Source organism: Oleiphilus sp. HI0128 (assembly GCF_001635365.1).
Map to the genome: position 1 here is coordinate 1 of NZ_LWGG01000225.1, position 1,918 is coordinate 1,918.

The window sequence follows — 1,918 nt, forward strand, 5'->3', positions numbered from 1 at the left end:
GCTGAAGATGCATAGGGGCTTAGCTTGCTGGACATATTACATTCACCCCTTCATGGTTGTTAACGATATCATCGGGCGTTTCTTCTTCGTCTACCGCTGACCTGACGTGGCCGATCACACTAATAATAATTGCTTTGGCTTCAGTGATACCGCGCTCGTCACACAAAACAAAAGTGCCTGAGGAACCGGGGATACCATTTGAATCAAACTGAACAAAGCCTTGATTAGGAAAGCCAAACGTTCGGAGAGTGTTATCACCTGTTAACCTTTCGCCAACTCGTAAGACTTCGTCGACGGCGTTATCAAGAACGCCGTTGCCATTTAGGTCTTCGCCAGGGTCTAGTACATTATCGCCGTTTAAATCTTCATTGATGTTATCTAACACCTGATCGCCGTTAAGGTCAGACATAATAAACCAGCCATTTTCCCAGTCGTTGGTGTCACATGCCGGTGCGCCGGTGTTTATGCTATTGCTCGCGCAGAGTGTAATGGTTGTACCAGGGCGTTTAGCCCCTTCACTACGAGCGTAGGCCAGCATGCCCAGAGTGGCATTGGTTTGAGATGTAAGCCGAGCTTTATCAATCGTCTCTTGTATGCTTGGTGCACCCATTGCCAATAGGATGCCTAAGACGACGATGGTAATCATCAACTCGACTAGCGTAAAGCCCGCCATCAGCCGTTTATTTAACGGCGAACGCGGATTTGTAATTGGGGGTATATGTTTTTTCATAATGTCATTAAACAGTTGAGGAGCAGAACTAACAAGCTCAAAGAGACAAGTGGTCGATAGTAATGATAGACGGTAATTCCGGAATTGAAATTGTGCGTTACATCTAATTTTCGGGCTGCTTAAAGCGCCTGAATTTATTGCAAGATATAGTCTTTTACGTCTACACCGTGAGTACCATTCGTAATGCCTTCCTTAATAGCATAGGGTTTACCATGCTTGTCTATCGGGTCTTTAATCAGATTAATTACGTAGGAAGAGCGGAATTTTTTATCGGCTGTCATGACCAGTTCAACTTTAGGGCGCAGACGAGAGTCAGCGTTCGCTGATACGACGATGCCTACTTCACCGTTGGTCATTTCGACCAAAGTACCCGGAGGGTAAATGCCTACCATACGAATAAACGCTTCAACCAGCTCGGAGTCGAAGTGCTTGTCTCGTTCGGCGTAGAGAATTTTTAAAGCATCAAAGGCTGGTGAGCCGTCTTTGTATGAACGGGTACTTGTGATTGCATCATAAACATCGACAATTGATACCATGCGTACAAACTGATGGAGGTAAGCTGCACTTAGTTTTTCTGGGTAGCCCTTGCCGTCGATACGTTCGTGATGAAAGTGTGCTGTATCCTTAATTAGTTTGTTGACGCCTTGTTGTTCGTCTAATAGTTCTTTGCCATACACCGAGTGCTGTTTCATTATGTCATATTCGATGCGTGTTAGACGGCCTGGTTTGTTCAATATGTCGTCTGGTATTTTAGTTTTACCAATATCATGTAGCATGCCGCACAGACCGATGGTTTCTAGCTCGTGCTCTTTTAATCCAATGAAACGCCCGAAGGCAATTGCTAATATACCGACGCGCAACGAATGCTCTGCTGTATACTTGTGCTGTTCTTTTACCTGTGTAAGCCATAGTAGGGCGTTAGCATTATTTAGAATGCTGCTGACGCAAGATTGAATCGCTTTACGCGAAGCATCCATATCAAATGATTCACCATTGCTCAGGCTTGTTAATACTTCATCGACATGGTCTTTGGTTTTTTCATAGCTTAGTTTGGCTTTGGGTAGTTCATCGTGGATTTCGAGTTCTTCACGAAAACCGGGGTATTGTTTCTCTTCCTTGGCTTCAACGGTGCCTTTACCTGATTCAAGCCAAAACTCTTTTTCAATTTCAATATAAACAAATACACAG

The 1,918-nt window shown here is 44.3% G+C and carries 2 protein-coding genes; both read right to left on the reverse strand.

Annotated elements, in window-relative coordinates:
- Positions 1–19 precede the first annotated feature (19 nt).
- Positions 20–730, reverse strand: a complete 711-nt coding sequence (locus A3763_RS03055; RefSeq protein ID WP_156494858.1) for a GspH/FimT family pseudopilin — start codon at positions 728–730, stop codon at positions 20–22.
- A gap of 134 nt (positions 731–864) precedes the next feature.
- Positions 865–1,918: HD-GYP domain-containing protein (locus A3763_RS03060; protein WP_082880353.1), on the reverse strand; the 1,054-nt coding region annotated here is incomplete at its 5' end.